The 24,412-nt window shown below is 59.9% G+C and carries 29 protein-coding genes; 6 read left to right on the top strand and 23 right to left on the bottom strand.

The window, feature by feature from the left end; translation table 11 throughout:
- Positions 1-376: 376 nt before the first annotated feature.
- Positions 377-652, bottom strand: coding sequence for a photosystem reaction center subunit H (locus QJT82_RS02500; protein ID WP_075969240.1), 276 nt, complete (start codon positions 650-652; stop codon positions 377-379).
- A 987-nt stretch (positions 653-1,639) separates the two neighbouring features.
- Between QJT82_RS02500 and QJT82_RS02495 the strand changes: the two genes are divergently transcribed.
- Positions 1,640-1,948: a hypothetical protein gene (locus QJT82_RS02495; RefSeq protein WP_155258799.1), complete on the top strand. Its 309-nt coding sequence runs from the start codon at positions 1,640-1,642 to the stop codon at positions 1,946-1,948.
- On the opposite strand, the gene QJT82_RS02490 is transcribed toward QJT82_RS02495, so the two are convergent.
- On the bottom strand, positions 1,945-2,673 hold the full coding sequence (locus QJT82_RS02490; RefSeq protein ID WP_016844137.1) for a Crp/Fnr family transcriptional regulator: 729 nt from the start codon (positions 2,671-2,673) through the stop codon (positions 1,945-1,947). The two genes, QJT82_RS02495 and QJT82_RS02490, sit on opposite strands and share 4 nt — an antisense overlap.
- 443 nt (positions 2,674-3,116) lie before the next feature.
- Between QJT82_RS02490 and QJT82_RS02485 the strand changes: the two genes are divergently transcribed.
- Positions 3,117-3,296 (top strand): hypothetical protein, encoded by a 180-nt coding sequence (locus QJT82_RS02485; RefSeq protein ID WP_028344375.1) that lies wholly within the window; start codon positions 3,117-3,119, stop codon positions 3,294-3,296.
- 913 nt (positions 3,297-4,209) lie between these two features.
- On the opposite strand, the gene QJT82_RS02480 is transcribed toward QJT82_RS02485, so the two are convergent.
- The 8 genes from QJT82_RS02480 to QJT82_RS02445 all read right to left on the bottom strand — a co-directional run bounded on the left by QJT82_RS02480 (position 4,210) and on the right by QJT82_RS02445 (position 7,758).
- Positions 4,210-4,461 carry a hypothetical protein gene (locus tag QJT82_RS02480; RefSeq protein ID WP_028344374.1) on the bottom strand — a complete coding sequence of 84 codons (252 nt, stop codon included), beginning with the start codon at positions 4,459-4,461 and terminating at the stop codon, positions 4,210-4,212.
- A 262-nt stretch (positions 4,462-4,723) separates the two neighbouring features.
- Positions 4,724-5,149 carry a hypothetical protein gene (locus QJT82_RS45585; protein ID WP_035633542.1) on the bottom strand — a complete coding sequence of 142 codons (426 nt, stop codon included), beginning with the start codon at positions 5,147-5,149 and terminating at the stop codon, positions 4,724-4,726.
- Positions 5,150-5,341: 192 nt separating this feature from the next.
- Positions 5,342-5,743, bottom strand: a complete 402-nt coding sequence (locus QJT82_RS02470) for a hypothetical protein (RefSeq protein ID WP_245288916.1) — start codon at positions 5,741-5,743, stop codon at positions 5,342-5,344.
- A gap of 32 nt (positions 5,744-5,775) precedes the next feature.
- Positions 5,776-5,997 (bottom strand): hypothetical protein, encoded by a 222-nt coding sequence (locus QJT82_RS02465; RefSeq protein WP_028344373.1) that lies wholly within the window; start codon positions 5,995-5,997, stop codon positions 5,776-5,778.
- A gap of 196 nt (positions 5,998-6,193) precedes the next feature.
- On the bottom strand, positions 6,194-6,385 hold the full coding sequence (locus QJT82_RS02460; protein ID WP_028344372.1) for a hypothetical protein: 192 nt from the start codon (positions 6,383-6,385) through the stop codon (positions 6,194-6,196).
- A gap of 21 nt (positions 6,386-6,406) precedes the next feature.
- Entirely contained in the window at positions 6,407-6,586 is a 180-nt protein-coding gene (locus tag QJT82_RS02455) for a hypothetical protein (protein ID WP_028344371.1), read from the bottom strand.
- Positions 6,583-6,900, bottom strand: a complete 318-nt coding sequence (locus QJT82_RS02450) for a hypothetical protein (RefSeq protein WP_035633536.1) — start codon at positions 6,898-6,900, stop codon at positions 6,583-6,585. The genes QJT82_RS02455 and QJT82_RS02450 overlap by 4 nt, the downstream gene beginning before the upstream one ends.
- A 402-nt stretch (positions 6,901-7,302) precedes the next feature.
- The gene (locus tag QJT82_RS02445) at positions 7,303-7,758 is read right to left on the bottom strand and encodes an Hsp20 family protein (RefSeq protein WP_028344369.1); all 456 of its coding nucleotides are present in this window, start codon (positions 7,756-7,758) and stop codon (positions 7,303-7,305) included.
- 1,180 nt (positions 7,759-8,938) lie between these two features.
- Between QJT82_RS02445 and QJT82_RS02440 the strand changes: the two genes are divergently transcribed.
- The 4 genes from QJT82_RS02440 to QJT82_RS02425 all read left to right on the top strand — a co-directional run bounded on the left by QJT82_RS02440 (position 8,939) and on the right by QJT82_RS02425 (position 10,872).
- Positions 8,939-9,388, top strand: coding sequence for an Hsp20 family protein (locus QJT82_RS02440; RefSeq protein ID WP_028344367.1), 450 nt, complete (start codon positions 8,939-8,941; stop codon positions 9,386-9,388).
- A gap of 84 nt (positions 9,389-9,472) precedes the next feature.
- Positions 9,473-9,970 carry an Hsp20/alpha crystallin family protein gene (locus QJT82_RS02435; RefSeq protein ID WP_259244217.1) on the top strand — a complete coding sequence of 166 codons (498 nt, stop codon included), beginning with the start codon at positions 9,473-9,475 and terminating at the stop codon, positions 9,968-9,970.
- Positions 9,971-9,989: 19 nt separating this feature from the next.
- Positions 9,990-10,598: a hypothetical protein gene (locus QJT82_RS02430; RefSeq protein WP_259244218.1), complete on the top strand. Its 609-nt coding sequence runs from the start codon at positions 9,990-9,992 to the stop codon at positions 10,596-10,598.
- 52 nt (positions 10,599-10,650) lie between these two features.
- A complete protein-coding gene (locus tag QJT82_RS02425) occupies positions 10,651-10,872 on the top strand; it encodes a hypothetical protein (RefSeq protein ID WP_176731326.1) in 222 nt (73 codons plus the stop codon).
- A 1,314-nt stretch (positions 10,873-12,186) separates the two neighbouring features.
- Here QJT82_RS02425 and QJT82_RS02420 read toward each other — a convergent pair.
- From QJT82_RS02420 to QJT82_RS02360, 13 genes are all read right to left on the bottom strand, one after another.
- Positions 12,187-12,654 carry a heme-binding protein gene (locus tag QJT82_RS02420; protein WP_259244219.1) on the bottom strand — a complete coding sequence of 156 codons (468 nt, stop codon included), beginning with the start codon at positions 12,652-12,654 and terminating at the stop codon, positions 12,187-12,189.
- Positions 12,651-13,841 carry an amidase gene (locus QJT82_RS02415; RefSeq protein ID WP_035634209.1) on the bottom strand — a complete coding sequence of 397 codons (1,191 nt, stop codon included), beginning with the start codon at positions 13,839-13,841 and terminating at the stop codon, positions 12,651-12,653. Before QJT82_RS02415 ends, QJT82_RS02420 begins: the two co-directional genes overlap by 4 nt.
- A 64-nt stretch (positions 13,842-13,905) precedes the next feature.
- Positions 13,906-15,519: an ABC transporter substrate-binding protein gene (locus QJT82_RS02410; RefSeq protein ID WP_028344973.1), complete on the bottom strand. Its 1,614-nt coding sequence runs from the start codon at positions 15,517-15,519 to the stop codon at positions 13,906-13,908.
- Positions 15,520-15,564: 45 nt separating this feature from the next.
- Positions 15,565-17,019: an amidase gene (locus tag QJT82_RS02405; protein WP_028344974.1), complete on the bottom strand. Its 1,455-nt coding sequence runs from the start codon at positions 17,017-17,019 to the stop codon at positions 15,565-15,567.
- Positions 17,009-18,052 carry an ABC transporter ATP-binding protein gene (locus tag QJT82_RS02400; RefSeq protein WP_245288949.1) on the bottom strand — a complete coding sequence of 348 codons (1,044 nt, stop codon included), beginning with the start codon at positions 18,050-18,052 and terminating at the stop codon, positions 17,009-17,011. Before QJT82_RS02400 ends, QJT82_RS02405 begins: the two co-directional genes overlap by 11 nt.
- Positions 17,998-18,960, bottom strand: coding sequence for an ABC transporter ATP-binding protein (locus QJT82_RS02395; RefSeq protein WP_028344976.1), 963 nt, complete (start codon positions 18,958-18,960; stop codon positions 17,998-18,000). Before QJT82_RS02395 ends, QJT82_RS02400 begins: the two co-directional genes overlap by 55 nt.
- Positions 18,960-19,811 carry an ABC transporter permease gene (locus tag QJT82_RS02390; protein WP_069277456.1) on the bottom strand — a complete coding sequence of 284 codons (852 nt, stop codon included), beginning with the start codon at positions 19,809-19,811 and terminating at the stop codon, positions 18,960-18,962. Before QJT82_RS02390 ends, QJT82_RS02395 begins: the two co-directional genes overlap by 1 nt.
- Positions 19,812-19,814: 3 nt before the next feature.
- Positions 19,815-20,831 (bottom strand): ABC transporter permease, encoded by a 1,017-nt coding sequence (locus QJT82_RS02385; RefSeq protein ID WP_028344978.1) that lies wholly within the window; start codon positions 20,829-20,831, stop codon positions 19,815-19,817.
- A gap of 135 nt (positions 20,832-20,966) precedes the next feature.
- On the bottom strand, positions 20,967-21,113 hold the full coding sequence (locus tag QJT82_RS02380; RefSeq protein ID WP_155258861.1) for a hypothetical protein: 147 nt from the start codon (positions 21,111-21,113) through the stop codon (positions 20,967-20,969).
- A 17-nt stretch (positions 21,114-21,130) separates the two neighbouring features.
- Positions 21,131-21,706: a cupin domain-containing protein gene (locus QJT82_RS02375; protein WP_225159470.1), complete on the bottom strand. Its 576-nt coding sequence runs from the start codon at positions 21,704-21,706 to the stop codon at positions 21,131-21,133.
- A 774-nt stretch (positions 21,707-22,480) separates the two neighbouring features.
- The gene (locus QJT82_RS02370) at positions 22,481-22,693 is read right to left on the bottom strand and encodes a tautomerase family protein (RefSeq protein ID WP_028344980.1); all 213 of its coding nucleotides are present in this window, start codon (positions 22,691-22,693) and stop codon (positions 22,481-22,483) included.
- An 18-nt stretch (positions 22,694-22,711) separates the two neighbouring features.
- A complete protein-coding gene (locus QJT82_RS02365) occupies positions 22,712-22,942 on the bottom strand; it encodes a tautomerase family protein (RefSeq protein WP_028344981.1) in 231 nt (76 codons plus the stop codon).
- Between the two features lie 26 nt (positions 22,943-22,968).
- Complete coding sequence (locus QJT82_RS02360; protein ID WP_035634215.1) at positions 22,969-24,393, bottom strand: MmgE/PrpD family protein; 1,425 nt, start codon at positions 24,391-24,393, stop codon at positions 22,969-22,971.
- Positions 24,394-24,412: the final 19 nt, after the last annotated feature.

Below are 24,412 nucleotides of genomic sequence, written 5' to 3'. Positions count from 1 at the left end.
AAAGGACGGCCAGAAGGCTTTGGGCGCAATCGGCCTGTGCTGGGGGCGCGTCCTGTTAGGCAGCACAAAAAAGATGGCCCCAGCATCCGGATCATGCTGGGGCCAGGCCAGATCGAGGACCGCTGTCCGCCGAGAAGCAGCGAGCCTGTTTCCAAGGCTGAAACAATACGAAATGAAAGTTATCTGCCCTATTGTTCGGATGCCGCTACTTTTCTGGCTCCACTAGCTAAACGCATATGCGGTCAGGCTAGCGACGAGAACCAAGACACTCAGCGCAGTAACAGACGCAAATGTCCGCTCCACTCCATTCATGCGTTCCATGGTTTTAAGCCCGCTCGTAGGAAGCCGATCGTCGCAGTGTGCAGCAGCGGAGTCATTAACCTTCGTGAATCTCGCGCCGTAATTTGGTTTTGGCGATTGGCTTTCTTGAGAGATCCCCTTCCAATTGCTTGACCATCGCTATTGGCCATCGACCTTCATGTCCCGCAATTGCAATGCGGAGCCCATGGACGTCATCTACAAATACGTGCTCAATTGTGCCGGCTTTCCCATCGGACAAGACGACCCCCTTGCCCACCAACTCTTTTTCGGAAGCATGAAGTTCGGAGAGGATGTTTAAAGCGCGTTTGCTGCAGTCAAAAAACTCGTTCATGGGTACGCAACTATCCTAAATGTAATCTGAAGCTGCGATCGATTTACGCTGGGTCGAGCGGTAGCCCACGCCATATGAGCGCCACGCTCGAAGACGAGTTTTCTATCATGCGGGCACCGCGTCATTAGCACATGTGAAACGCGCTTATGGGGCCTGCTGCTTTCTGGCGGGGCGTCTTCGTTCCCCAATTTTCATCACGAATGGAATGAGGAACCTAGTACGCCCATATCCGACGCATTGATCTTGCAAAGTGGCGGGTAGGCCTGGCGCCTATAGGGAATAGCTCGCGCTCGAAGACCAATTGATGGGGGCGATGCAAGGACATCGCCATGAGCACCGATCATCTCGCTGCAATTGCGATTGTACCGCTGGTGCCGGCTTGGCCGCCTCCATTCCGTCAGCTCGGTAACCTTTGACAATACGACCGTCACCGGCGGCGCGAATAGCGGCATACGTGAATGCTTTCGTGCCTCAGTCCGGCGGCTAAACACCCTCCAATCAAGGTACCCACCGCCCTACCGCGCCGCAGCATATCCGCAGCGTTCATCGAGCTCGTATCACTTTCGCCAGGCCGTCCTAGTTGACGGCCGGGCTTTTGCGTTAAACCGAGGCTGCTAGGTCGCGCGTTCGGCAGATAAATTGCGACAAAGGCTCAGGCTCACCGCCGCGACCTGCCTGTTAATGTTGCATTCGGTGCAAAAGAGAACCGCCAATCCGGGTACGGTCGGGCTTGGCGGCTCCGTCCTCTTAGTCGACCGCGAGATCACATCACGAGGCTGAGCTAGCTTAGATCGGTGGCGACGATAGTCGAGACCGGACGCCTACGGTTTCCGCGACAATTGCTCAGCGCTGGGGCATGACAGGGCGCGCCTTGTAGTAACACTAGCGGAGCGCATTTGGCTCCCCGGATCAGGTAACCGAATCGTTCTATCGGTTGCTATTTTCCCCGGTACTATGCGGCGGCTGCGGCCCGCTCGGACCGGCCGTGTGGCTTGTACAAAACCTAGAGCACACTCGGCTAAATATGAAAGTGAGATAGACCCCTCTAGTTCGACGACGAGTTGCCGGCTACGCTCCTTCTACATTTCGAATGACCGTCCGTTTGATGATCCCGATGGCGAGGAGCTGCTGAACGACGAGGTGGCCTGGCAGAAGGCCGTGATGACGGTTCGCGATGCCGAGTCCAATCTGGATCCCGACAAATCCAATCGTCGGTCGATCGTGGTCAAGCGAGAGGAAAACGCAATCTTTCAGATCGACGTCACCGCCAAGCGCATCGTCTCCCCTTCGAGCTAGCCAGTCGGCTCCAAGTGAAGATAGGCCGGATCGAATCCGGCCAATTCCTCCAATTTATCGTGGTCCAGAATGCGGTAGTGTGGCCGCTCGACTTGCATGATACCTTCTTGCCGCAGTTCCTGCAGCGTGCGGTTGACGTGGACCGTCGAAAGTCCGAGACAATCTCCAAGATCGGATTGCGTAATAGGGAAGTTGAAATCACCGTCGCTCGTTCGACCGACAGCCCTCAATCGACGATGAATTTCGGCGAAAAGGTGGGCCATACGCTCGTCCGCGGACCTGCGGCCGACATTGACGATCCATTCCCTAAAAATCGCCGCGTCAATGAGCGTTTCGCGCCAAAGCGCACCTGTCACATTCGGGCGCTGCTTGCACAAGGCCTTGATCGCTTCATGAGGGATGAAGCCAAGCGTGCAGGGTGTCAGCGTCGTGAAATCGTGATCCATGACGTTGAGGTAGAGGCTCTGCAGATCCGGTATTTCGCCGGGAATGTGCAACGAGAGGACTTGCCGCTTGCCGTCCTGCGTGATTTTTGCACGGTACGCAAATCCTTCGGCAAGCAGGCAAGACTCCTTTGGTCGGCTGCCATCGGCGACAATAATGTGCTGAGCCGGGACTTGGCGTTCCTGGATCGGAAGCTGCTGAAGTGCCTGAATATCATCGCTGTCGAGCCGGTTGGAGGCAGTTAACTTTGTGATCAGGCTAGTCGCGATGTTTGAAGTCATCGGCGTTCTTCCCGCATTGGAGGAAATGAGCGTAGCGCCGGCGGTGAAATGCCTGCTTCGCCGGCGGATGATCGGGAGCACGACACTCTCAGCCACCGGCGCCCAATTGATAGTTGCCGATGATGCTTAGATAACAATTGGGGGGACCGCGATGTTCCTCGATAACCTGGCTGAAGCCCGGCAGTCTGAAGGTATGGCCCGATGGAGAAGCCATACTCCAGATTGATCGACCGGCGGCTCGAGCAACTCCGAGCGCACCGCACCAACATCCGGCATTATCGGTGGCTCCTGAAAACGCAGCTTTCCGACTTGGAGCGTCAGTTCATCGAAAGGCGCATCGGCGCGGAGCTCGAAGCCGTGCAACGCGTGGCGTCTGACGTACCCCCCATCGGTACGTGTCTGACGTCTATCCCGACGGCCAGAACATCGGGAAAAGGCCATCCATGATCGACCTTCAAATGACACTTATTCGCGGCAGCGAGAAGATCATCGACCAATACCAGTATCTCCTGGCTACCGCGACCTCGGAACGGGAGCGCGAGCGCTTTCACCAACGCATCAACGAAGAGCAACTGCTGCTGGACAAGCGTCGGCAGCCTGAGCAACCCGCTCGCGCAACGTGACAGAACGGATGACATGGCCGCATGGGTGAATTGAAGAGCTTGCCCCTGGACGAAGCCATCCGACTTCGCTGGGTCTTGCGGGACATCAGAGCCAGGCGCTTTATCGTCAACCCGCTCGGTCCGGCTGACGTTCAGAATCTCACCCAGATGGGCTACGTCGAAAACATAACATGCTCCCCGTTCTGACGGCGGCGGGCATGGGTGAGATTTGAAATCCGAAAGATGACCTCAGCGATCAGGGCACCGCCGCGATGAAAAGCTAAGCAGGCGAGGATACTAACCGCCACACGTCAAGAACAAAGGCGCTGAGAAACGTTAGATGGATGCCGCGATGACGTCGGAGTATCGTTATTCGGCGACCGAGAAGGTTTCCATAAGATAGTGAATTTGGTCCGTCTGGGTTCGGGAGGTGAAAAAATGTCGATCTACTTGCACACGCAAATCCGGGAGATGAAGCCGAAGGAAGATTAGCTGCATCATGACTGCTTGTGAGCAAACCCCGCTGCGCCCTGCGTCAATCAGCGACCGAAAAAATCAACGAAAACATTGAAGCTGGATCCTGACTGACCACCTTCGCAGGTTGTGCACGGGGCTTCGGTGGTCAATCGGTGGTTGGCTTCTCTTTCGCACTACAACGGAAAGCCGCCGCTCGGGGGCCGCATCCGAGCGGTTAGAGGAGCCGGCTGTCAATCGGCACCCCAAGCCCCTCATCGGCGTGATGATGGCTACAGGTTCCATCCTGGTCCTAGCTGGCCTGATTGCCAGATCGCAGCAAAGTCGAATTGAAACTAAGCCAGCCGAAGAGAGGCCGATACCGTCGCGGCCACGGATGGCGCCGCTTCCGCGGTTGCTTTCCACTCAAGGCAGAAGGGACCCTACCCCGAAGGGCGCGATCAGGCCGAGCACCGCCGGGTCAGGCATGGCGGCGGATTGGTTGAGCGCCGGAGTGCTCAAAAGCAGCCAATCGCGCGTGAACGTAAAGCGCCGCCGATTTGGAAGCATCAAGCCGGGTGTCGCGGTCCAACACTTCGTCCCGCATGACGCTGGGCATGTACTCCAGCGGCGTAAGGCCAGAGGCCTCAACCTTCTGCTGCAGCTCTTGGGTGTTTGTGTTCGGGACGCCAGCCCTGCGACCCGCGCCTTTCTCGCTTTTCGCCGCGGGCATCGTTTAATTTCGTTTGATTGTTTTTCAAAAGCAGAACCCGCCGCGGCAGTGCCGGGCGGGCCCATCTATTCACTCAAGCTGATTTTCAGATCAATATCGCATGTGCGACTGGAGGGCGAGTGGACCTACTCGTCCGGCCTGCTTTTGTCCTTCGGTTTGTCGCACCCTGCGCCACCCTCGCTGTTGCGTACCGAGTCCTCTGCTGCCAATCGTTCGCCTGATCGCGCGAGACTTCGCCCTTTCCGAGAGGTTCATGGGATCTTTAACCTTGGCCATTTAGATCGCCTTCTCGATTCGGCTTCAGCTTCCGGACGACGTGCAATTTTTCGATCGTAGGCGGCTGCAGGCCGGGCGACGTCAGCCAATCGTTGATATGGGCCGCCGTTTCAGCCTGACGGGCTCGACGAAGATAGAGCTCGCGCTGTGCGCACGGCGGGAGTTGCGAGGCAGCTTCCCTGAAGCGAGCAGCCTCCTCAGCCAATCTCTCTTCGAATGTCTTGGTATGTTTCGTTCGATGGCGACGCTTGATGACCATAGCGCACTCCTTTCCGTTGCAAGAAGGCGGGAGCGCGGTGACGGCGATCTCATCACCGATAGATACCCAGGGCTGTGCGGTGATGAGGAATAAATACGAGGGGCAGCGGCGACTTTCTATATCCCACGTTATCCCGTAAATAATTGTTTTCATTGGAAAATACTCAAACGATTAAAGATACTCATTCCCCTCCTAATGACGCTTTCGCTATGCATTTGTCATGCTGCCTGATCTCGCCATCTTCGCAGAAGATCATCATGCCAAAGCATGGTCGCGCCTCCTGAGCGCAGCCAGCTCAACCGCCCGTCGTCGCGCCCGGCGCCTCGTAATGGGCTTGATCTGATCTCAGCCGCAACATTTGTCGCCGCGATCGGCGATCTGGCTCGCGTCGAGAGCGCTCGCCATTTGATTGTGTATCTCGGCCTGGTGCCTTCGGAGCAGCGGATCCGGTGTGGTGGCATCACCAAAGCCGGCAACAGCGAGGCTCGGCGCATGCTCATCAAGGCCGCCTGGAGCTATCGCTTTCCGCCTCGCATCGCGAAGGAGAAGGCTGAAGCGATCGTCCGTCTTCCAAAGGCAGTCCGGATATTGCCTGTAAGGCGCAGCTGCGGCTCTGCAAAGGATATCGAACGCTGAGCGTTGCTGGAAATGAGCGCGCCGTTCCACCTCAAGAGCATCTTCATCGACAATTTCCAGAAAGATGAAGGAGCGCTTGTTCGTCGAGACCCCAGCGCCGGTAAGAACCATGTGGGGCATCCTTTGGTTGGACATCTCATCCGCTAGCGGATTTCCAATTGCTTGATCGCGTGAGCCGAAATCTCTGCTGGATCAGTGATATCGGTCTGTGCGACCTTGATGATTGTCTTCACGATCATTTCCGTGAGTGGGTCATCGCGATCCTTGACGCAGAGAGCACGTAGAGTTTGCTCGTAGGCTGTCACGATGCGGCTGATCTCGGTCGGCTTCATCTGCCGGATTTGCGTATGCAGGTAGATAGACATTTATCCTCCGAGCCCATGTAGGTTGTCAAAGTCACTGCGCCATGGGAATCCTCGTGGTCGCAGAAAATGACGATCTTCGCAGTCATTGTCGCACCGATCCTGCTCAGTCCCTTTTTGGTTCGCCAACATGCGGACGGTTGTTAAGCCTCCAGCGACCCTTTGACTCAGCGGATCGGCTAACACTGAGTCAAATTATTCAAATCTCATCCATACCCGCAGCTGTCAGAACGGGGAGCGTGTCACGGATTTCGATGTAGCCCATTTGAGTGAGCTTCTGGACATCGGCCGGATCGAGCGGGCTGACGATAAAGCGCCTGGCTCTGATGTCCCGCAAGATCCAGCGAAGTCGGATGGCTTCGTCCAGGGGCAAGCTCTTCAATTCACCCATGCGGCCATGTCATCCTTTCTGTCACGCTGCGCGAGCGGGTTGCTCAGGCTGCCGACGCTTGTCCAGCAGCAACTGCTCTTCGTTGATGCGTTGGCGAAAGCGCTCGCGCTCCCGTTCCGAGGTCGCGGTAGCCAGCAGATACTGGTAGTGGCCGATGATCTTCTCGCTGCCGCGAATAAGTTTCTTTTGAAGGTCGATCATGGCTGGCTTTCTCCTGATGTTCTGGCGGCCGGGATTGACATCAGGCATGTACCGATGGGGGGTACATCAGACGCCACGCGTTGCACGGCTTCGAGCTCCTCTGCGAGGCGTCTTTCGATGAATTGACGCTCCAACTCGGTGAGCCGGGTTTTCAGTAGCCGCCGATAACGCCAGATGTTGTTACGGTGCGCTCGAAGTTGCTCGAGCCGCTGATCGATCAATCTGGAGTGTCGCTTCTCCATCGGGCCGTATCTTGAGGACCAGCGGGCTTCAATCCTGTCGACGACTTGCTTGGGCAGCGTGATGTCGGTCATGGCAACCTCCTATGCGGCAACAGGACGCGCCGTCGAGCGCAGACGGGCTGACTTGCCTTCCGGCAGTGGGCGTAGATCGCCGTCCAGACTGCGACGTGCAGCCGGGATCGCGTCGACGCGAAGGGGCGCTAACAGTCCCTTCGACGAGCACAAGGTAAGATTGGATGGAATGGCGGCGACCTCGGAAGCTCGGTACGCCAGAATGGCTCGCCCCTCAGCCATGATCAGTGGGGGATCCGAGAATACATCCCGGGGACGTTCGAACCGTCGCTCGTTTGGGATCAATGACTTCAAAGCGTCCAGATTCGTATACGCGGTCGCCGGCCGCATGGTTGCCTCCGTTCTGTAGACGATATCGATGTGAAGGCTGCGTGCCGGATTGCCGACACACGGCTAGGCCGGTTAGGCAACAGATTCGAGCTGTCGGGGCGCCTTCGTCGACGCTGCATTGATCGCGATCCGCCGCGGCTTCATGGCCTCGGGAATCTCGCGCGCAAGCTCGATCTTGAGAAGCCCGTTGTCGAATGCAGCACCCTTTACCTGAACGTAGTCGGCCAGGCTGAACTGCCGCTTGAACCTCCGGGTCGAGATCCCCTGGTATAGGTATTCGCGCTCGGCCTTTTCGAGCTTGTCGCCTTCGATCGTGAGGACGTTCTGCTCGGCCGTCACCGAAATCGCGTCAGGTGCGAAGCCTGCGACCGCAAGCGCAATCTGATAGCGGTCCTCGGCCAGCTGCTCAATATTGTAGGGAGGATAGTTGTCGTCGCCACCGGCCCGGTTGGCCATTTCGGCAAGATCGAAAAGACGATCGAAGCCGATAGTGGAGCGGAAAAGAGGGGAGAGGTCGCATGTGCGCATAGCCAAATCCTCCAGAGAGCAAGATGGATATGAACGGCACCGGGACACAACCGGCGCCCGTCTCGTCTGGGGCCCTAATGGGCGCCCCGACACCGCCCCAAAGCGGGCTGGCGCGGCAAAAATTATGCGGCGGAGTGACGGCGTCAAGAGCCGCTCAGAAAAAATTTGCGATCTGCCGGCGGTCCGACCCGCCAATGGTGAGCGAGCGGAAGCATCGCGGAGTCGAGGCGCGCCTGCTCTCCGATGAACCGAAGACCTTGGACGAACCTGCGCAGGAGCGCGGCGTTTCGCGCGAGCGGATCCGTCAGATCGAAGCGCGTGCCGTCGAGCTGATCAGAGCGCGGTCCAAGCCCGTTCCGCCGAAACCCAAGCTCCGTCCAGCCTTAGAGCCGCGGCGGCACGCTCTCGAACAATGGAGCCACCTGTGCATTCTCATTTCAACCTCCTGAGCCTGCCGTAGGCGCTGAAGCCGCTTTCATTTGGTGCACCGTCAGCGTTGTAGGGGTGTCCTCGTTCCGGTGATCGCTTGCGATGCAATCGCTCAGCGCATGACTTCCGCAAGTATCGCAAATAGATGGGGTGGCGCATCCGGCGTTCGCAAGAGATCGGCGGGACTTGAAACGTTAGAGGCTAGCTGCAAGCAAGGGTTGCGCGCCGGCTTCGCAACCGATCTCGCATGGCGCGTGCCTTCGTGATAAGCCCGTTTGCACGGCAGCCGACTCCAGAGCAAATGGAAATACCGCAATGGGGCCGGCACGCCATCAGACGGCCTCCCACGACGAGTGATTTACCGTGGACGGCGCCGTTCTCTCGTTGTCTTGATCCGGATCAAGAAATCCAGGTCCCCGCGGCCACAGTGCAAACTTCTCCGGCCCCCGCGATGTCCCCGTATTGAGTGGTCTCCCGACCCGGCTGAGATGGCCGGTGTGCCCTCGCGAGCCAACTGCCCGAACTCGGTTCCGGTGCGCGGGCCGGAATAACCCGACTAAAACCAAGCCCAAAAAATTTTTGCGAACGCTCTTGAAACTGATCGCCGTTTTTCTAATTGGATTTTTGCCGCTTACGGGCGGTGCCGGGCGCCAGGCTGGGCTCGGCAAAGCAACCAGGGCGCCGGACAGATGTCTTGCACCGAACGTCTTGCGCTCCTTCGTATCCATCTTGCTCTCTGGAGGACTTGGCTATGAGGACATATGATTTCACTCCCCTGTGGCGTTCGAGTATTGGATTCGACCGCCTCTTCGACCTTCTCGACGAAACCCAGCACCGATCCGAAGACAACTACCCGCCCTACAATATCGAGCGGCTCGGAGAGGACCGTTACCAGATCTCGGTCGCACTGGCCGGCTTCAACCAGGACGAGATTTCGGTGACGGCTGAGCAGAACGTGCTGACCGTGGAAGGCCGCAAGGGCGACAAGGACCAGCACGAATACCTCTATCAGGGTATCTCGGCGCGTCCGTTCAAGCGACAGTTCAACCTCGCCGACTACGTGCAGGTCAAGTCGGCAATGGTCGAGAACGGTCTGCTGCGGATCGAGCTCGTGCGCGAAATCCCCGAGGCCATGAAGCCTCGGCGTATTGCCATCGGAAGTGGCGCTCCTGGCGGACAGATCACGCAGAAGGCGGCCTGAGCCCGCTTCCTATTGGGCCAAAACACGCACGGACGGTAACCGTCCGTGCGCTGACCAGCTGCATGTCAAGTTAAGGAGGATATCATGGGTATTCGGGATCTCGTTCCCTGGGGCAAAGGGCAAGAACTCTCAACCGGACGAGAGGCATTCGATCCGTTTCTCACGCTTCACCGCGAGATGAACCGTCTGTTCGATGACGCCTTTCGCGGCTTCGGCTCATTCGGTCGCATCAACGGTCCGTTGATGGAGGGCCAGTTTAGCTGGCCACGCCTGGAACTGAATGAGACCGATAAGGAGGTTAGGGTTTCCGCCGAGCTTCCAGGCCTCAGCGAAAAGGATGTCCAGGTTGAAATCGCCAATGGCATCCTGTCAATCCGGGGTGAAAGGAAAGCCGAACGCAGCGACGATTCCAAGTTCGTCAGCGAGCGATACTACGGCTCTTTCGAGCGCCAGATTCCGCTTGATGGCGTCGAGGAAGATAAGGCGAAGGCCGACTTCAAGAACGGCGTCCTCACCGTGACGCTGCCGAGGTCCGAGCAGTCAAGGTCGAACGTCAAGCGTATCGCGATCAACAGCAACTAACGTCAGAGGTCGGCGGCGTATGACCGTCGCCGACCTCTATATTCAAGCCTTCAGCAACGCGTCTCTGGACGAAAGGAGAAACAGGAGACACGCCATGAGCCAAGCCAATCGTAATGCCAACCTCAATGAGCCGATTTTCCATCCAGTATCTCACTACAATTCACCTGGCGATGTATTGAATGACGCTTGGCTCTCGACAGACGAGAAGCGCGTCATCCTGTCGTCCTGGGCATCGGATATGTACGTCGTCGAATCCCAGCCGGCTCTTCGGGAGGTGCCCGGCATTCCGCATCGGTTGCGCCTTGCCGATATCCTGGCGGCGCTGAAGCGGCTGGACGACGAGGAGGATCCGCCGCCGCGCGGTGGAATGGCGATGCAGCTGCCTCGAGTGAGCAAGCCGGTGCGCGCCGTTTGCGATTCCGAACGACATGCTGCGACGAAGCGGCATCGGCCGTTGAGAGTATCCCACGCGGATGCTCGGTGGACTCGCGAAGCAAATGTACGGCGGTACCGACGGCTGTTGGACACTCAACTGACTGACGCAGAACGCAACTTCATCAGGCGGCGTCTTGTCGAGGAATTAAAGGGCTTGATCGCCTCCAGGAGCGAGCGTCGTCACACAAACTGAGCCTCGGGGATCGGGGCGTGTACGATTAAACTGTCGATGGAGGCAGGAAAAGATGGCAGCAGATCCGTTAGCTCAAGCGAAGATGGGTATGGAGGCCCTTGCGCTGTGTATCGCAGGTGTCTTGTGCGAACGTGACCCATCGCTTTTGCCCGTATTCCAAGAAAGTGCCAGGACGCTTCATCGCATTCTCGGTGATCGTGGGGATCATGAGGCCGCAGCAATGATCGGCGCATTTGGTCGAGCATTAATCAAACGTCCTCCAATCCCAAATTGACAATGGTGACCATAGCAATGTCCCATCGCTTGAATTCGCCGAATGAGACGTTATGGAAGAAGTCGGCCGATGGCCGATAGCGCCAGCTGGGTATGACGTTAGTGCCACGTGCCTTCGATCCCGGACTAGTTCGTTTAGCAACGAGCCATAGCCCGTATCTCGGGCGTTGTGTCAGTAAATGACTTCGCGGGATCTCCTCGCCAATTCTCGAGCCGGATGCTCGGCCAGTGTGAAGCCCATGGCGACGACGTAACTCAGTTTTGCGCGCTCGGAGGGCGGTCCCATTTGCTGCGATTTCAATGATTTGCCTCGCTTTGTGGACCATAGGGTACATTTCGAGGCCAAAAGTACCTTTCAGAAATGCTACCCACTCAATCATTGGGACAGCGTATCGTCGTTGATTTGCCAGCACAATTCTCCAAGTCTGACGGACAAATGCCGACGGTATACCCGCCGCAATTTTGTGGTCTTGAATTCACAAAAAAATTTGAGCCATTCGCGCTCTTGGCGAATTCGGCATCTATCGGAGTCAACCGACTGATCAACTCTGCCAGCGTGGTCAAGACTGCCATTACGGCCTTGGTTGGGCGTATGTTCAAATACCGTCAGAGATCGGGAGCGCGCCGCTCCGGCCGTTCGATGCCCGCAGCTGCCGTCGCGGCCATGCCGCGACCGGAATGCGACCAGTTGGGGTGGGCTACCTTCAAGTTTTCGGCTGAGGACCGCGAACCCTGACTAAAGATCTTGGCTCTCGATTGGAGGGCCCCTTTTTCGGCGGAACGGGTGTCTGGCCAACCCCGTTGAAGTAACTCGGCCTTTCTTTCGCCTCGAACAAATTGCTACGGTGTTCGCAACGGTCCCCTCCGCGCCATCTGAACCGTAGCTTTCCACTGCAATTGCGATGCGACTACACCGCGAGCACCCCGGCGCGTTACATGGTGCCAGCCGTCTACTTCAACCGCTAATTTGTTTAATCTGGCGAGCTCATTGGTTACGGCAACGACCATGTTGAGCTGCTTCGTCAAGCGGCGCGACATGTAGACCGGGTCCTCGAGGTGAACATCCCGGTGACTAGCCGATCGAGTTGCCGGCCAAGTTCCAACTAGCGATCAATCTCAAGACCGCCGAAGCGATCGGGCTCGAGGGGCCGCCAACGTTCATGGCTAGCGCCGACGAAGTCGTACAATGAGCGATTAACGGAGCGGATTTGGTTCCGCTTGTGGGCCCTTAGCTGTCTTCAGCCGCGCCGAGAGCGGACGAAAGTCGTGCTGCGCCTGTAAACTACACGAATGATTCAGATCCTCGGCTGAGGCGTCATCCCCTGATGATCCCGGTATCCTCCGCTCCCATCGGCTTGAAATCGGGGCACATGTCTGCGCGCGGGAACGCAGCGGCACCGGCTCGAGCCACGGCGAGATCCTGCATGCCCGACCCGGAGCCCGCCACTGCGCCAAGAATGAATCCATCGACGCGGATGGGCAAACCACCGATCAGATTGGTCCAACGACTTTCGTGCGCCAAGGTGACCTGAATCTCCACATCTGCGTGAGCGCCGCCGGTCGGCACGCCGGACAGCGCCGACGTTCGCGCTTTGTTGATGGATGACGTAACGCTCAGTCCTTTCGAGCCGTCCATGCGTCCGAACGCCAAGAGATTGCCGCCGGTATCGACCACCGCGATACACATCGGTTGCCCGATACGGTTAGCCTCCGTGATGGCCGCGTGGAGCACCTTGAGCGCACCATCGAGCGTGAGCGTCCTTGTGTCCCTGACGTCAGTCATCGGGGCTCCTCGAACAGTCCTACCGAGAATTCCCGGGCCAGGGTGCGTGCCGCAGCAATAAGCGGTGCATCACCGCCACGCCAGCCGATAAGAGACAGCCCGACCGGAATAGAGCCTGACGTTGCGACGGGCAGGTTGACCTGGGGCAAGCCGGTCAAGCCGGCGATACCTGTCAGATCCACGATCCCCTGCACTGCTGCACGGATCTCCGACAGGCGTGCATCGCGACTGATCGGCAGAATGGGGGAGGTCGGCAGGCACAGCATGCGCCGGCCATCGAGCAGATCGTCGAGCCGCTTCGACGCGCTCGCGCGAAAAGCCTTGGCGGCCGCGAGATCGGCCGGTGGCGTGCGGCCGTCGTCGGCAAAAGCGCCAGCGACTTCCGAGGAGAACCGCGGATTCACCCGGTCGACCCAATCGCGAAAAGTCGCCTGAAATTCGCATCTCTGCAGGATACGCTGATGCCGCGCCCAATCGCGAAGCTCTCCTCGGGTCAAGGGTGACAAAGTGGTCGCAGTCGCAAGACGTAACCGATCAACGATCGACTGCAGGGCGCCCTGCACTTGCGCGTCGGCGATGGCAAAGCAGTCGGACGCAATCACAATTTCCGTTGGCAAGGCGTCGGGCGCTTGCTCTGCGAGCAGCACCGCGCCGACCCGCGCGAATGTCATCGCGTCGCGGGTGAAATAGCCGACGGTGTCGAATGACGGCGCCTGGATCATCATGCCAGTAACGGAGATCCGACCGTGCGTCGGCCGCAGCCCGTAGAGCCCGCAGAAACTGGACGGCACGCGCACCGAGCCGCCGGAATCAGTCCCTAACGCAATATCCACTAGACCGCCGGCAACAGCTGAGGCGGAGCCGCTCGACGAGCCGCCTGGGACGCGGTCCGGCGCACGCGGGTTAAGTGGCGTGCCATAGAATCTGTTGATGCCGAGCAATCCGAGCGAGATTTCATCGGTGATGGTCTTGCCAGTCAACGCGGCGCCCGCGCCCAGCAGACAGTCGACCGCGCAGGCGTCAGCCTTAGCCACCTCATGCGTGGCGGCCCAGTCCGGATTGCCGCAGCCGGTCACGGTGCCCGCGACGTCGAACAGATCCTTGACTGCAAAGGTCAGACCCGACAACGGGCCTGATCGGTGCGGAGCGCGCTGGAGGATGGGACCTGGAACAAAGGCGCCGAGCATGTCTTGCACGGTGTTTCTCCGAATGAAAGGCAAGCGCGCCCCATCGAGCGCGCTTGCCGTCGCCTCATTCCTTGTAGAGCTTGCGGAAGTCGGGATGCGTGTGGAACCAGTATTCAAAGCCCTTGACGTTCTTCTGCACCGCATAGTCCGCAAAGCGGGTGTAGAGCGGAATGCGCGGCAGATCGGTCATGACGATGTCCACCATCTTGGTCAGGCTGGTCTTGTAGATCTCGGGATCCCGGGTGAAGCGCGCTTCGTCGATCACCTTGTCGAGGCTCGGATTGACGTAGTTGGCGGTGTTGAACACCGAGTTGTTGCCGCCATGGAAAGTCCAGAAGAAAAAGTAGTCGGGGTAGTCGAGCCAGCCGTAGAATTCTGCGATGACCATCGGCATCGTCTTGCTCGCCATCTGGGCGAACCAGTTCGAGCCAGGCACCTTCTCGATCGTGAGTTCGACGCCAATCGTCTTCAGCGCCTCCTGGATCAGGATGGCAGTCGGCTCACGCACGGTCGATTCCGACAGATCGATCGACAGCGTGGTCTTGAAGCCGTTAGGGAAGCCGGCCTCGGTCAGCAACTGCTTGGCCTTGGCCAGATCCTGGCCATGCTTGATCGGAACCGGCCACGTTGCATCCGGATAGGGTTTATCCGGGTCGCCGCCGAACATCGGCTTGGCGCGGTTATAGAGCGCGGAACTCACGATCTCCTTGTAGGGGATGGCGTAGGAGATCGCCTCGCGCACCTTGGGATTGTCAAACGGCGCGATCTTGACGTTCATGTCGACGAACACGAGGTCGTTCTGCACGGGCACGCCGATGATCGCGACCTTCCCCTGCTCTGCCAGCTCCGCATAGTCCTTCGGGGGCAAGCCGACCGACATGTCGACGTCGCCCTTTTCCAGCAACGCACGGCGCGTACCGGCCGAAGCGATCTGCCGATAGATCACGCGCTTGAGCTGGGGTAACGGGCCGGACTTCCAGGCGTCGAACCGGGTGAAGACGGTCTGCTGACCGGGTGACCAAGACTCGACCTTGTAAGCACCACCGCCGCAATCATTGCGTGATACCCACTCGAATGCCCAAGGGTCCTGTGGCGTTGCATGCTTCTTGGCGAGCTCTGAATTGATGATGACGGGCACGGGAACGACGAGGTCGGGCATCGTCAGTTTGTTGAACTGGTCGAAGGTCGCTTTGAAGGTGTGATCGTCGATCACCGTGAACTGTTCAGGCTTGACCAGCGATCCCGCCGCCATTTGCACCGCCGGAAAGCCGCCGGCGGCGATAGCGCGGTCGAACGACCATTTGACGTCCTTGGCCGTGACTGGGCTGCCGTCGTGGAACGTGGCATCCTTGCGCAGATGGAAGATGTAGGTCTTGCCGTCCTCGGCGGCTTCCCAGCTTTCGGCCAGCTCGGGGGTCATGACCTTGGCATCGTAGGACACAGTGCCATCCGCCAGCTTCTTCTCGCCATGGCTGACGAGCCGGTCGTAGGCCTGCCATACCACCATGCGGCTGTGATCGTTGGCCGTCGGCACCATCGTGTCGAGGCCGTTCGGGCCCATCTCGGACACGATGACCATTGTGTCCTTGGCGATTTCAGCCGCGAGCGCGGGAGCGCCGGGCAATGCAGCGGACGCTGTGAGCAGCGCCGCTGTGAGAAGTCTACGATCGAGCTTCATGTCGTGCATCCTCCTGGATATGTGAGTGGGAACGTGACGGCAGCATCAGAGACCGAGGTCACCCAGCAGCTTCGGCCATTGGTGAGCCCACGGACGCGCTTGTTCGAACGCTCCAGACGCTGCGAGCACGGTGCGGTCCGCCAGATGGCGGCCGATGATCTGCATGCCAACCGGCAAGCCGGTTTTGGTGAAGCCAGCGGGAATGGTCGCTGCCGGCTGACCGGTCAGGTTGCAGATGAACGTGAAGCAGAGCCAGTCGCCGGTCGTGACCATCTTCTCTTCGATGATCTCGGGGCCCTGCATGTAGAGCGGGAACGCCGGCACTGCGAGCGTCGGCGTGATCAGGAGGTCGTAGTTGGCCATGAACCGCCACATGCGGTTGCAGACCATCTGCCGCATCATCTTGGCGTCGGTGAATTCTTCCGCCGTCCACTGCCGCTCCAGCAGGGCGACGAGGTGCGGCGACATTTCTTTTTCGCGCCCTTTCATCATGCGGCGCATGCCGGTGAGATCAGTGTCGCCGGCAACGATGGTCCAGAATTGCGGGAACGGATCGTCCCATCCGGGACTGGCGCGCTCGACTGTGCAGCCGAGGTCGGTCTCGAACACGCGCACCGCCTCGGAGACGACGCGGCGCACCTCCGGGTCGACCGGCGCATAGCCCCAGTCTTCGCTATAGGCGATGCGAAGGCCCTTGATGCTTTCCTTGGTGGCGGCGACATAGTCGAAGTCGGCGGCCGGAATCGAATAGCGATCGCGCGGGTCGGGTCCGGTGATCACCTTGAGCATCAGCGCCGAGTCGGCCACGGTCCGGCTCATCGGGCCGACGTGTTCGAGCGATTCCCAGCTCGACACACCGGGATAGCGCTCATCGCGGCAACCCGGGTAGAGCGGCACCCGGCCCATCGAGGCCTTGATCCCGTACAGCCCGCAAAGCGCCGACGGAATCCGGATCGATCCGCCGCCATCCGAACCGATCGCAAACGGCGCGACGCCCGCCGCAACCGAAGCACCCGAGCCGGCGCTCGATCCGCCGGATGTCATGTCGAGATTCCAGGGATTGCGCGTCGCCGGGAAAACCGGGTTGTGACCGACGCCGCTGTAACCGAACTCAGGCACGTTGGTCTTGCCGATGATCACGGCGCCAGCGTCCTTCAGCCGCTCGACCACGATGTCGTCCTCATCAGGCACGAAGTCCCGATAGAGGGGCGAGCCCATCACGGTCAGGATGTCCTTGGTGGCGACGAGATCCTTGATTCCGATCGGCACGCCCGCCAGCAGGCCCGGATCCTTGCCGGCTGCGATCTTGGCATCGACTGCAGCTGCGGCGGCGCGCGCTACATCGGGCGTCGGCGTGCAGAAGGCATGGATGTGCGGTTCGACCTCCTCCATCCGGCGCAGAACGGCTTCAGTGACCTCAGCGGCGGAAAGCGTCTTGTCCCTGACTTTCGCCGCGACGGTCATGGCGTCCATACGGCAGATCTCGTTGTCAGCGCTCATCGGTTTCTCCAGCCGGTGAAGGAGCAAAATGGCAGGCGGCGAAATGGTCCGGGCCAACCGCGCGAAGTGTCGGCATGGCCCTGCTGCAAATATCGGCCCCCTTCGGACAGCGGCCGTAGAAGCGACAGACGTTGGGATCCGGGTCGATTGGGCTGCTTGGACTTCCGTCGAGCCTGACCCGCGCTTCGCCGCGCCTCGCCGGATCCGGGATCGCGGCAACCAGTGCCTGCGTGTAGGGGTGACGCGGCGCAGTGAAGAGCGTCTCGGCCGGCGCGATTTCGACGATCTTGCCGAGATACATCACGACCACGCGCGAGCAGAGAAGCCGCACCACGTTGAGATCGTGCGACACGAACAAATAGCTCATCGACAGCCGCGCGCGCAGGTCGGCGAGCAACCGCAGGATCACGGCCTGGACCGACACGTCGAGCGCAGAGGTCGGCTCATCGAGGATTAACAGCGAGGGTTCGACTGCGACGGCACGCGCGATGCCGACGCGCGCGCGCTGGCCGCCCGACAACTGATGCGGGTAACGCTGCAGCAGCTCTTCCGGCAATCCGACCAGCGCGGCCGTGGCGCGCACGCGCTCGTCCAGCTCAGTGCCGTTGGTCATGCCGAGTAGCCGCTTCAACGGATCAGCGATCGCCTGAAAAGCGCGGAATGAGGGATTGAGGCTTTCTGTCGCGTCCTGGAACACGACTTGAATCCGCCGCCGCCTCGGCGAGGCCGCAAACTGCGCTTGCGTCACGGCGGTGAGATCCTCACCACCGATCAGGACCCGGCCGACCGTCGGATCGATCAGCCGGCCAAGCAGGCGAACCATGGTGGATTTGCCGCAGCCGGACTCGCCGACCAGGCCGACGCTTTCGCCGGCACCGATTGTTAGATCCACATCGTCGACCGCACGCAGCCGCGCGCCGCGCCCTCCCCGCTTGATCGGGTAAAACTTGGACAGTGATTTGACTTCGAGCAGCGGCGTCATGACAGCGGAAACCGGCAGCGCACGAGGTGCGCGGGAGACAATTCGGTCCATGACAACTCCGCCTCGTCACAGATCGGCTGCCGCCGCTCACAGCGACCGCTGAAGCGGCACGGCGGCAACGCGCCGCGCAGATCGGGCAGATGACCGGGAATGGCGTTGAGGTCGTCGAGACGCGACTCCGGAACGGGCGTGGCGGCCAGCAACTGGCGTGTATAGGGATGTGCCGGATGCTGCAGGAGCGCCTCAGTCGTCCCGATCTCGACGATGTGCCCGGCATGCATGACCGCGATCCGGTCGCAATATTCGCCGGCAAGGCCGAGATCGTGCGTAATCAGCAGCGTCGACATCCGCGTCGACCGGCTCATCTCCCTGATGAGATCCATGATCACGGCTTGCGTCGTCACATCGAGCCCCGTCGTGGGCTCATCAGCGATCAGCACGGATGGCGTGCAGGCCAGCGCCATCGCGATCATCACGCGCTGGCACATCCCGCCCGAGAGCTCGAACGGATAGGCCTCTGCCCGACGTTCCGGATCGGGAATGCGGACACGCGCCAGGGCCGCTATGGCCGCCTTCCTGAGATCGCGGCTCGGCAAGCCGGCATGTTCTTGCAGCACATCCTCAATCTGCTTGCCGATCTTGCGGATCGGATTGAGCGCCGTACGGGGGCTCTGAAAAATCATCGCCATCTCGCGCCCGCGAATCTCGCGCATGGCCTCTGGCCGCGCAGCCAGAAGATCGATTCCGCCCATCGTGATGCTGCCCTTGGTGATTCGCGCGGCTTCATCGTTGAGGCCCATGACGGTGTAGGCGGTAACCGACTTTCCGGATCCGCTCTCACCGACCACGCCGACGATCTCGCCGCGCGTCACGGACAGGCTCACGCTGTCGAGTGCCCGCACCACTCCGTGACGGGTGCGGAATTCCAGGCAGAGGTCGTCGATCTCGAGCTGTGCCATCAGACGCGCTTCCTCGGATCGAGCAGGTCACGCAGTCCGTCGCCAAGCATATTGAACGAGAACACCGCAAGCACGAGCGCGGCGCCGGGAAACATGAAGGCCCACCACTCGCCGGAGATGATGTAGCTGGCGCCTTCCGACACCATGATGCCCCACTCCGGCGTCGGCGGCCGCACCCCGAGCCCGATGAAGGACAGGCCGGCGGCGTTGAGGATCGCCCAGCCCATGTTGAGCGAGGCCTGCACCATCATCGGCGGCAGAATGTTCGGCACGATGTGGTTGACGAGGACGCGCAGCGGTCCGTTGCCGCCCATGCGCGCCGCCTCGACATAGCCGAGCTCGCGCCGCACGTTGACCTCGGCGCGCGCGAAGCGGCAGTAGAACGGCAGGTTGATGATCATCGTGGCGATGATGATGTTGGCGACGCTGTTGCCGAGCGCCACCACGATGCCCATCGCCAGCACGAACAGGGGGAACGCCATAATGGTGTCCATGGCGCGGCCAATGATGCGGTCGGTCCAGCCGCCGAAATAGCCGGCCATAGAGCCCAGCGCGAGGCCCACTACGAACGACAGCGCTACCGCCGAAACCGCCATGCCGAGGTCGAGGCGTGTCGCCACGATGACGCGGCTGAGGATGTCTCGGCCGAGCGCATCGGTGCCGAACGGATGCAGCGCGCTGGGTCGCGCCAGCTTGGTGGTGGCGGAGGTCAGCAGCGGATCATAGGGCGCGATATAGGGGCCAAAGATCGCGAACAGCGCGAGCAGCGCCAGAATGATCACGGCGACCACTGTCAGGCGATTTTCGCCGAAGGCATAACCGGTGTTGCGGGCGAGCGTAACGAGACTCATCGCTCAGCCCTCGTAGCGGACGCGGGGGTCGACCAGCGTCGCGAAGATGTCGACAGCGAGATTGAGCAGAACGTAGAGCACCGCCATCATCAGGACGAAGCCCTGCACCGCGGCGTAATCGGAGGCGATCACGGCCGACACCGCATAGGCACCGACGCCCTGCCAGCCGAACACCTGTTCGATCAGGACGTTCGAGCCCAGCAGGAACGAGAACACCATGCCAAGCACGCTGCTCACGGGCAGCAGCACGTTGCGGAATGCGTAGGTCATCAGGATCTTACGGACCGGCAGTCCGCTGGCGCGCGCGGTGCGGATGAAGTCGCTGCCCAGCGCCTCCAGCATCGCAGCGCGCGTGATGCGCGCGATCGGCGCCAGCGCGAACAGGCCTAGTGATATCGCGGGCAGAATCAGCTGGGACAAGGCCGCGCGCAGCACCGGCCAGTCACCCGCAATGAGGGCGTCGATGGTGTAGGCGCCGGTGACGCGTGGCGGCGGCGAGAAGGCGATTTCGTTGAGGCGGCCGAGCGGCTGCGGCGCCCAGCCGAGCAAGAAATAGAAGATGTAGACGAACAGCAGGCCAACGAAGAAGGTCGGGAACGCAGCACTCACGGTGACCAGCCCGCGGCAGGCGTGATCGACCCCGCCGTTGATCCGGGTCGCGGCCCACACGCCCATTGGGATGGCGATGCCGATCGCAAACAGCAGCGCAAAGGATGACAACTCAAGCGACGCTGGCAATCGTTCGACCAGATCGGTCAGCACCGGTTGGCCGGTAGTGAGCGAACGGCCGAGATTGCCGTGCGCGAGGTCAATCACATAGTGCAGGAACTGCACTGGCAACGGACGGTCGAGTCCAAGCGTGGCGCGGATGTTTTCGATCGATGCGGCGTTCGCGGCGGGCCCAGCGAAGAACGCCGCGGGGTCGCCGGGCAGCGCGTGCGAGATGAAGAACGTGAGAACGACAACTCCGATCAGGCTCGGGATGGTGCCCAGCAAACGTTTCCAAACGAAAGCCATCAGCGGTTCGCCTGCCGTTACTCACCGAAGCGACGGCATCGCTGCCGGAGCGCATCAACGTGATCGGGCCCCATCGATGTCAGATGCAGCCGGGGGCAATCGACATGCATCACAGTCATGCAAAAGGTTAAGCAAGCGCTATGCCAGCTCGGTCATTCCGGTGATCGAGCTGGCAAGTTCTCGAATTGGAGATTTTTTGGGATGCAACGCCGTCGCGCTCGCGCTAAAAAAGAAGCGACGTTGAGCCATCGCTGCTTCAGTTTTCGCCACATGCATCCAATTCATGCACTGGCGCGATCACCTCAGTGGACCTGCGGCGTGTTGACCCAGACGATCCGCGCTTCGTCCTGCCCGACATTGCGATAATTGTTGGTCAGATAAGCCTTGAAGAAGAAGGAGTCGCCGGCCGTCATCAGATATGTGGTGTCGTCGACGGTGAGTTCGATGGTTCCTGACACGAGGTAGCCGACGGCTTCGCCCTGATGGGTGATGAGGTCGACCTTCCCGCCGCCCGGGGCGACCACATGAATGTTGCCCTCGAGCAAATTGCCCGCGGCGATCGGCACCAATCGCTCATAGGTCACACCGGTGCCGCCGCGCAGTGCGTCTACCGGCACCTTGAGCCGGTCCTCGGGCTTCTGCACCAGCTTGTAGTCATCGATCTTTAGGCCAAAAAACGAGGCCATGTCTCGGTCGAGCGCGTGGACCATCTTGTCGAGCATGGGCAGCGACGGCATGACCTTGCCGGCCTCGATCTTGGAAATCATGCTCTCGTCACATCCGACGACCTGCGCCAGGTCTCTCATGCGCAGCCCCTTGGACAACCGGGCACACCGGAGGCGCGGTCCAATCTTCAAGGCGTTGTTTTCGGACGTCACGTTACGTTCCCAGCGATGCAAGCGGGCCAATACTATGCATATAAATCACATGATTTACCAGCACGTCGCGGCAAATCCAGAGCAATTTTGGAGAAGCCGCCCCCTCGCCCGCATAAAGGCCGCCTTGGCCGAAAACGAGAGTTTGTTAGGATTTATGCTCCGCGGGACTTCGGGTCTCGCCAGCATCGATGCATGGCCTCGGGTGTACCGGCGTAATGTCGAACTCCCGCGCGGCAAGGCCTGACAGCACGTGCGTGGGAACGTCCATCTCATGGACGATTGGTTGAGGCTCACTGCGAATAGTTTTCGGTGCAGAACCGGTCGAGCGGCGGTGCCGCCGTTTTCTATGTTAGACGACCGCGCTAGGAAAGCCCGCTACTAGCCCGTTCCCTGCACTGCCAACCTGCAGCAAAGCCACAAGTCATAACGCTAAGAAGAGTTGGAAATGAAGGGACGCTTACCCTTGCTGCACTTCGAACGGTTGAATGCAGAGTAGAAGCAGTGGGGCGGAGAGAGTGGGACGCTCTTCCCCTGCGCCGCGATTGCGCCGAAACCCGCCGAAAACAAGGATTCTCGAAAAGCTCGGCCGGATATTGTGACCACCGCCGTGTACCACCTATCGTCTACTACGCGATTGCTTGCTCACGGCTAGCTCCCTGAACCAGGAGCGATCCCCGGAAGAATACGACAACGAGCGACACGGGTACACCGCGATGTCGCTCGTTGACTGGTTCGGTCGAGATATGAGCAATCAAACTGATGCGGCCTGACGCCCTAAGTGCCGACAGGCTCCGCCTTGCCGGCTTCCTCACCGTGAATACGCCCGGATATGCTCATGTTTTCGGGGGCGTGCTCGGTCAGAAGCACGTTGATGATCTTGGGGTCTGAACCGATGGACTGGTTGGTCACCTTGACGATATCCCGGATCAGCTGTGTTTTCCTGGCTTTCGTCAGGCCGCTCGGAATGTGGCACTGGATGAATGGCACTTCTCTATCCTCCGTCGTTTACTTGAGCTTCGCGATCAGCTCTTTGTCGTTGGCTGCGCCCTCGACGAATTCGGGCAGGTGTTGTCCGTGTTCGACGAAATTGATTCCGCGCCCCTCGCGAATCACAAAGAAGATATCGTCGGGGCGCTCCCCGGTGGCCTCGCTGACCACTCGAAGCAACACGGCGGATAGCGCTCTCTTCTGCTCATCGCTTCGACCGAAGCGCATGTCGCACGAGATCATCGACATTATTTCTCTCCCTTGGTAATTGCTCGTTACTGGATGCCCGGATGGCTGGCTCTGAAGACAGCCTTTGGGCTTGCTCGCCCCAGCAATCCCATCAAGTACTCGATGGAATTTTGATCGATGTTCGCGACGGCTTCGATGATATTGTTGCGCAGCTCGGAATCGGCGAAGGGTTCGCTGAGCCAATGGAACTTCTCCACGGTCCGCCCCCAGGACAGCGGCTTCGCAAGACCTCCCTCATATCCGAGTTGCTCGCGTACCAGAGTTCGTCCGTCGACCGTCTCGACCGTAAGGCGCGCGTTGAGTTCGTGCGGATAGCGCGACGTGAATACGTCGTCGGGCCTCACTTCTACGCGCCGCAACAACTCATGCGCGTCGGCGGCTCGGACCCGCTCGGCCTCGAGCTGATCAGGTCCGACCTTGTCGTCGAGAAAGGCCGCGGCGATCAGGTACTTCAGATTGTAATCCGCCTGCTCCTTCGTTTGCGGATCATCCTTTGGACCGAACGCGCCGCCTCCGGCAATGTCATACCCGGTCTGGAAGATGTCGCAGCGAACGTGCTTGACGTCCTTGGCGCCCAATCCGTTGTCGCGCTTGAGCTTGAGAACAGCCTCGAGGACCGGCTGCCCATGAATAAGCGAACAGAACTTCTTCATGACCGTCAGCTTTACGACATCGAGCGAGTCGTCGGACCAATCGATGTCGATGTTCTGGTCGAACATGCGAAGCAGGCCATTCGGCCCTTCGAACAGTCCGGATGGTCCCGTAAAGCCGCGCTTCGCCAACGATGCGGCATAGACGGCTCGCATTCCGGTCATGCCAGGAGAGAAGCCCTTCCACTGCGACACGGGTTCGACGTGAACACAAGTGAGCGAGATGTTATCCACCGTTGCGATCGAGATGGCATTGGCGATCTGATGGTCGGTAAGACCGAACAGCTTTCCAGCTCCGGCAGCCGACGACATGGCTAGCTGGATGGCATGGTTGAAACCCTTTGCCATCACGGGAACGACCGCCGTGATGCGGCACTGGATCTCGTAAGCCACGGCAAGCGCCAGCATGAAATCCTCGCCTGAGGCCTTCACATGCTCCGCAGCGGCAAGGATCGCGCCGAAGTTATCGCTAGGGTGGCAGAGACCACCCGGCGACATGTAGCTGTCGAGCAGATCGACATAGCGAACGAGACCGGAGTTGTAGAGTGCCGCTTGGTCCGGCGCCGTCCTCCCGCCGCCTATCAGGGTGCAGCTGCCGCCGGAACGATATTCGGCGAACTGGTCACGAAGTGCCGTGAAGGGGGCTCCCGGAAGCGCCGAGATAGCGCAGCCGAGGCTATCCAGGATGTTGCGTTTGAAGACCTTTCGCGTATCGGCCTTCAACGACTTCTTGGATGCGCGTGAAGCGAACGCGGCGATCGCGTCAACGGTCGGAGTTGCGGTCGCATTCTTGGTAAGCATGGTGTTTCCCCGTGTTGGC

The organism is Bradyrhizobium sp. Mp19, from assembly GCF_029952935.1.
GTDB classification, from domain to species: domain Bacteria; phylum Pseudomonadota; class Alphaproteobacteria; order Rhizobiales; family Xanthobacteraceae; genus Bradyrhizobium; species Bradyrhizobium elkanii.
Note: the sequence above shows the minus strand (reverse complement) of the source record. Positions and strands in the feature narration are given on the sequence as shown.